Below are 5,431 nucleotides of genomic sequence, written 5' to 3'. Positions count from 1 at the left end.
TTTTTTGTGGAGGGTTCGATTCTGGCTCAGGATGAACGCTGGCGGCGTGCTTAACACATGCAAGTCGAACGGGATCCCTGGCAGCTTGCTGCCGGGGTGAGAGTGGCGAACGGGTGAGTAATGCGTGACCGACCTGCCCCATGCACCGGAATAGCTCCTGGAAACGGGTGGTAATGCCGGATGTTCCACATGAGCGCATGCGAGTGTGGGAAAGGCTTTTGCGGCATGGGATGGGGTCGCGTCCTATCAGCTTGTTGGTGGGGTAACGGCCTACCAAGGCGTTGACGGGTAGCCGGCCTGAGAGGGCGACCGGCCACATTGGGACTGAGATACGGCCCAGACTCCTACGGGAGGCAGCAGTGGGGAATATTGCACAATGGGCGCAAGCCTGATGCAGCGACGCCGCGTGCGGGATGGAGGCCTTCGGGTTGTAAACCGCTTTTGTTCAAGGGCAAGGCACGGTTTCGGCCGTGTTGAGTGGATTGTTCGAATAAGCACCGGCTAACTACGTGCCAGCAGCCGCGGTAATACGTAGGGTGCAAGCGTTATCCGGATTTATTGGGCGTAAAGGGCTCGTAGGCGGTTCGTCGCGTCCGGTGTGAAAGTCCATCGCTTAACGGTGGATCCGCGCCGGGTACGGGCGGGCTTGAGTGCGGTAGGGGAGACTGGAATTCCCGGTGTAACGGTGGAATGTGTAGATATCGGGAAGAACACCAATGGCGAAGGCAGGTCTCTGGGCCGTTACTGACGCTGAGGAGCGAAAGCGTGGGGAGCGAACAGGATTAGATACCCTGGTAGTCCACGCCGTAAACGGTGGATGCTGGATGTGGGGCCCTTTTTCCGGGTCCTGTGTCGGAGCTAACGCGTTAAGCATCCCGCCTGGGGAGTACGGCCGCAAGGCTAAAACTCAAAGAAATTGACGGGGGCCCGCACAAGCGGCGGAGCATGCGGATTAATTCGATGCAACGCGAAGAACCTTACCTGGGCTTGACATGTGCCTGACGATCCCGGAGACGGGGTTTCCCTTCGGGGCGGGTTCACAGGTGGTGCATGGTCGTCGTCAGCTCGTGTCGTGAGATGTTGGGTTAAGTCCCGCAACGAGCGCAACCCTCGCCGCGTGTTGCCAGCGGGTCATGCCGGGAACTCACGTGGGACCGCCGGGGTTAACTCGGAGGAAGGTGGGGATGACGTCAGATCATCATGCCCCTTACGTCCAGGGCTTCACGCATGCTACAATGGCCGGTACAACGGGGTGCGACACGGTGACGTGGGGCGGATCCCTGAAAACCGGTCTCAGTTCGGATCGCAGTCTGCAACTCGACTGCGTGAAGGTGGAGTCGCTAGTAATCGCGGATCAGCAACGCCGCGGTGAATGCGTTCCCGGGCCTTGTACACACCGCCCGTCAAGTCATGAAAGTGGGCAGCACCCGAAGACGGTGGCCTAACCCTTGTGGGGGGAGCCGTCTAAGGTGAGGCTCGTGATTGGGACTAAGTCGTAACAAGGTAGCCGTACCGGAAGGTGCGGCTGGATCACCTCCTTTCTACGGAGTTTTGTGGGCGCACGGGGTGCGCCGATGATGGGATGCTTTACAGCCTGGCTTCCTGGCCGGGTGGTGTCCCTTGCTGGCTGGAAAAGGGTCAGGGCCGTTCCCGCCTGTGTGGTGGGGTGGTTGTGGTGTGGTGCATGCTGTTGGGTTCCCGGACCGCCAGGCCCCTTGTCGGGGGTGGTGTTCCGTTCCCGCCGTCCTGGTCCCGTCCCTTGTGGGGTGGGTGCCTGGGGTGGTGTGGTGTGGTGGTTTGAGAACTGGAGAGTGGACGCGAGCATGAACGGTGCGCCCTTGCGGGTGTGCCGGGTGTGTTCGTACTGTTGATTTTGTCGAACCGTTCCGTGCCCGCTTTCGGGTGGGTGCGTGGATTGTGTTCGCGAGTGTTTTGGTAGAGCCGCCCGCACTGTTGGTGTGGGTGGTGTTTAGATGATCTGATTAGTTGTCGTAGGGTGTTCCAGTGCAAGTGGCATGGGCCCGTGGCCCCTTTTGCGGGGTTGGTGGGTTTGTTGCCATGGGCGTATGGTGGATGCCTTGGCAGGCAGTACCGATGAAGGACGTGTGGGGCCGCGATAGGCCTCGGGGAGCCGCCGACAGGGCTTTGATCCGAGGGTGTCCGAATGGGGTAACCCGCCGGCTGTTGTGGGCCGGCACCGCAGAGTTTTGTGCGGGGGGTACGCAGGGAAGTGAAACATCTCAGTACCTGCAGGAAAGGATACTCCGTGAGTAGTGGCGAGCGAAAGCGGATGATGGCTAAACCGGTGCCGTGTGATACCCGTCGGGGGTTGCGGCATTGGTGTCGTGGGAGCGGCCGTGCCGGTGCCGACGCGCCGGCCGCCAGTGATAAAACCGTGTGTGAGGCGAACCGGGTTGGATACCGGGCCGTAGAGGGTGATGGCCCCGTAGCCGAACGCGCATGGTCTGGTGGTAGCCGTGTCCCGAGTAGCGCGGGCCTCGTGGAATCCCGTGTGAATCCGCCCAGACCGTTGGGTAAGCCTGAGTATACCTGTCTGACCGATAGTGGACCAGTACCGTGAGGGAAAGGTGAAAAGCACCCCGGGAGGGGAGTGAAAGAGTTCCTGAAACCGTGCGCCTACGAACCGTCGGAGCCCCCGTGTGGGGTGACGGCGTGCCTATCGAAAAATGAGTCTGCGAGTCAGTGGCATGTGGCGAGCCTAAGCCGTCGAGGTGGAGGCGTAGCGAAAGCGAGTCTTAAAAGGCGTCTTGAGTCGCGTGTCCTGGACCCGAAGCGGGATGATCTAGCCCTGGGCAGGTTGAAGCGCGGGTAAGACCGCGTGGAGGACCGCACCCACTTAGGTTGAAAACTGAGGGGATGACCTGGGGTTAGGGGTGAAAGGCCAATCAAATTCCGTGATAGCTGGTTCTCTCCGAAATGCATTTAGGTGCAGCGTTGGTTGATTGCGCGCAGGGGGTAGAGCGACTGGATGCTTGCGGGCCCGTACCGGGTACCAATAGCAACCAAACTCCGAATACCTGTCGTGTGTATGCCAGCAGTGAGTCGGCGGGGGATAAGCTCCGTCGTCGAGGGGGAGACAGCCCTGACCGTCGTCTAAGGTCCCCAAGCGCGTGCTAAGTGGGAAAGGATGTGGAGTCGCATAGACAGCCAGGAGGTTGGCTCAGAAGCAGCCATCCTTGAAAGAGTGCGTAACAGCTCACTGGTCTAGTGGTTCCGCGCCGACAATGTAGCGGGGCTCAAGCACGCCACCGAAGACGCGGCAACAACCCTTGTGGTTGTTGGGTAGGAGAGCGTCCCATGCCGGGTTGAAGCCGCGGAGTGATCCTGTGGTGGACCGTATGGGAGTGAGAATGCAGACATGAGTAGCGAGAGCAAGGTGAGGATCCTTGCCGCTGGATGACCAAGGGTTCCAGGGCCACGTTCGTCGTCCCTGGGTGAGTCGGGTCCTAAGGCGAGGCCGACAGGCGTAGTCGAATGGATGAACGGGTTGATATTCCCGTACCGGCCCTTTGACCGACAAGCGGCCCCCTGGCCGAACACACATTTCCGTGTTGGTTCCCATGCCTTTCGGGGTGTGGGGCGATGCATGGGTCTGTGTGGGGCGCCTTGGGGTCGAGCGCGTGGAGTGACGCGGACGGGTAGCCGGCCGGGGAGGTGGTTTTCCCTGGTCAAGCGTGTGGCCCCGCCCCCAGGCAAATCCGGGGGCATCATGGGGTGAGGCGTGACGATGGGGGCCCTTGTGGCCCGATATCCGGTGATCCCGTCGGCCGAGAAAAGCTTCGGCGTGAGGTCTTGGGCCGCTCGTACCCCAAACCGACACAGGTGGTCAGGTAGAGTATACCAAAGCGAGCGAGCGAATCCTGGTCAAGGAACTCGGCAAACCGCTCCCGTGCCTTCGGCATAAGGGAGACCCCCCGCGGTGACGGGCCCTCGCGGCCCCGAGGCGGTGGGGGGTGGCACAAGCCAGGGGGTAGCGACTGTTTACCAAAAACACAGGTGCATGCCAAGACGCAAGTCGCCGTATATGCACTGACGCCTGCCCGGTGCCGGAAGGTTAAGAGGATCCATCAGCGCGGCTTGCCGCGCGAAGTGGTGAATTCAAGCCCCGGTAAACGGCGGTGGTAACTATAACCATCCTAAGGTAGCGAAATTCCTTGTCGGGTAAGTTCCGACCTGCACGAATGGCGTAACGACTTCCCCGCTGTCTCGACCAGGAGCTCGGCGAAATTGCAGTACGAGTAAAGATGCTCGTTAAGCGCAGAAGGACGAAAAGACCCCGGGACCTTTACTATACCTTGGTATTGGCATCAGGTGCGGATTGTGTAGCATAGGCGGGAGACTGTGAAGCACGCACGCCAGTGTGTGTGGAGTCGGCCGGTGAAATACCGCTCTGTCCCCATCTGATGCCTAACCCGGACAAGTGAGCCTTGTCGGGGACAGTGCCTGGCGGGTAGTTTAACTGGGGCGGTTGCCTCCCAAAGAGTAACGGAGGCGCTCAAAGGTCCGCTCGGCCCGGTTGGCAATCGGGTGTCGAGTGTAATCGCACAAGCGGGCTTGACTGCGAGATCGACGGATCGAGCAGGGACGAAAGTCGGAGATAGTGATCCGGTGCCGGCGTACGGACGCGGCATCGCTCAACGGATAAAAGGTACCCCGGGGATAACAGGCTGATCATTCCCAAGAGTCCATATCGACGGGATGGTTTGGCACCTCGATGTCGGCTCGTCGCATCCTGGGGCTGGAGCAGGTCCCAAGGGTTCGGCTGTTCGCCGATTAAAGCGGCACGCGAGCTGGGTTCAGAACGTCGTGAGACAGTTTGGTCTCTATCCTCTGCGCTCGTTGGAATCCTGAGGAGGCCTGCCCATAGTACGAGAGGACCTGGGTGGACGAACCTCTGGTATGCCAGTTGTCGCGCCAGCGGCATGGCTGGTTGGCCACGTTCGGGAGGGATAACCGCTGAAAGCATCTAAGCGGGAAGCCCGCTCCAAGATAAGGATTCCTAACCACCCCTCGAGGTGGTGGCAGACCCCAGGTAGAACACCTGGTCGATAGACCGGACGTGGAAGCCGCGCGAGCGGTGGAGCTGACCGGCACTAACGGTCGAAACACAAACCCGTCAGACCCGTTCCACGGGCACTGGCCAACACCCTTACTTGCGCTAACCAGACCAACCACACACTTGGTCGACGGTCACGAACACACGCGCGTCGCGTCCACCCACCGGTCCCCGAACAACCACACAACCCGGACCCCCAAGAAAGGGGGTGACGGACAATTGAAGATTTGCGGCGGCCATGGCCCAGGGGAGACGCCCGGACCCATTCCGAACCCGGAAGCTAAGACCTGGCACGGCGATGGTACTGCACCCGACAGGGTGTGGGAGAGTAGCACACCGCCGCACCACACTTGA

General features: G+C 60.6%; 3 rRNA genes. All 3 read left to right on the top strand.

The window, feature by feature from the left end:
- Positions 1–3: 3 nt before the first annotated feature.
- The 3 genes from OU02_RS07965 (at position 4) to rrf (ending at position 5,422) form a co-directional block, all read left to right on the top strand.
- A 16S ribosomal RNA gene (locus tag OU02_RS07965) occupies positions 4–1,541 on the top strand.
- A 505-nt stretch (positions 1,542–2,046) separates the two neighbouring features.
- Positions 2,047–5,138: ribosomal RNA gene (locus OU02_RS07960) — 23S ribosomal RNA — on the top strand.
- A 167-nt stretch (positions 5,139–5,305) separates the two neighbouring features.
- Positions 5,306–5,422 (top strand): 5S ribosomal RNA (gene rrf / locus OU02_RS07955).
- Together the 16S, 23S and 5S rRNA genes form the textbook arrangement of a ribosomal RNA operon.
- Positions 5,423–5,431 lie beyond the last annotated feature (9 nt).

The sequence above is a fragment of the Bifidobacterium pseudolongum subsp. pseudolongum DSM 20099 genome (assembly GCF_000771225.1).
Lineage (GTDB): Bacteria > Actinomycetota > Actinomycetes > Actinomycetales > Bifidobacteriaceae > Bifidobacterium > Bifidobacterium pseudolongum.
The sequence above is the reverse complement of the archived record's forward strand: the minus strand, read 5'-3'. Positions and strand labels throughout refer to the sequence as shown.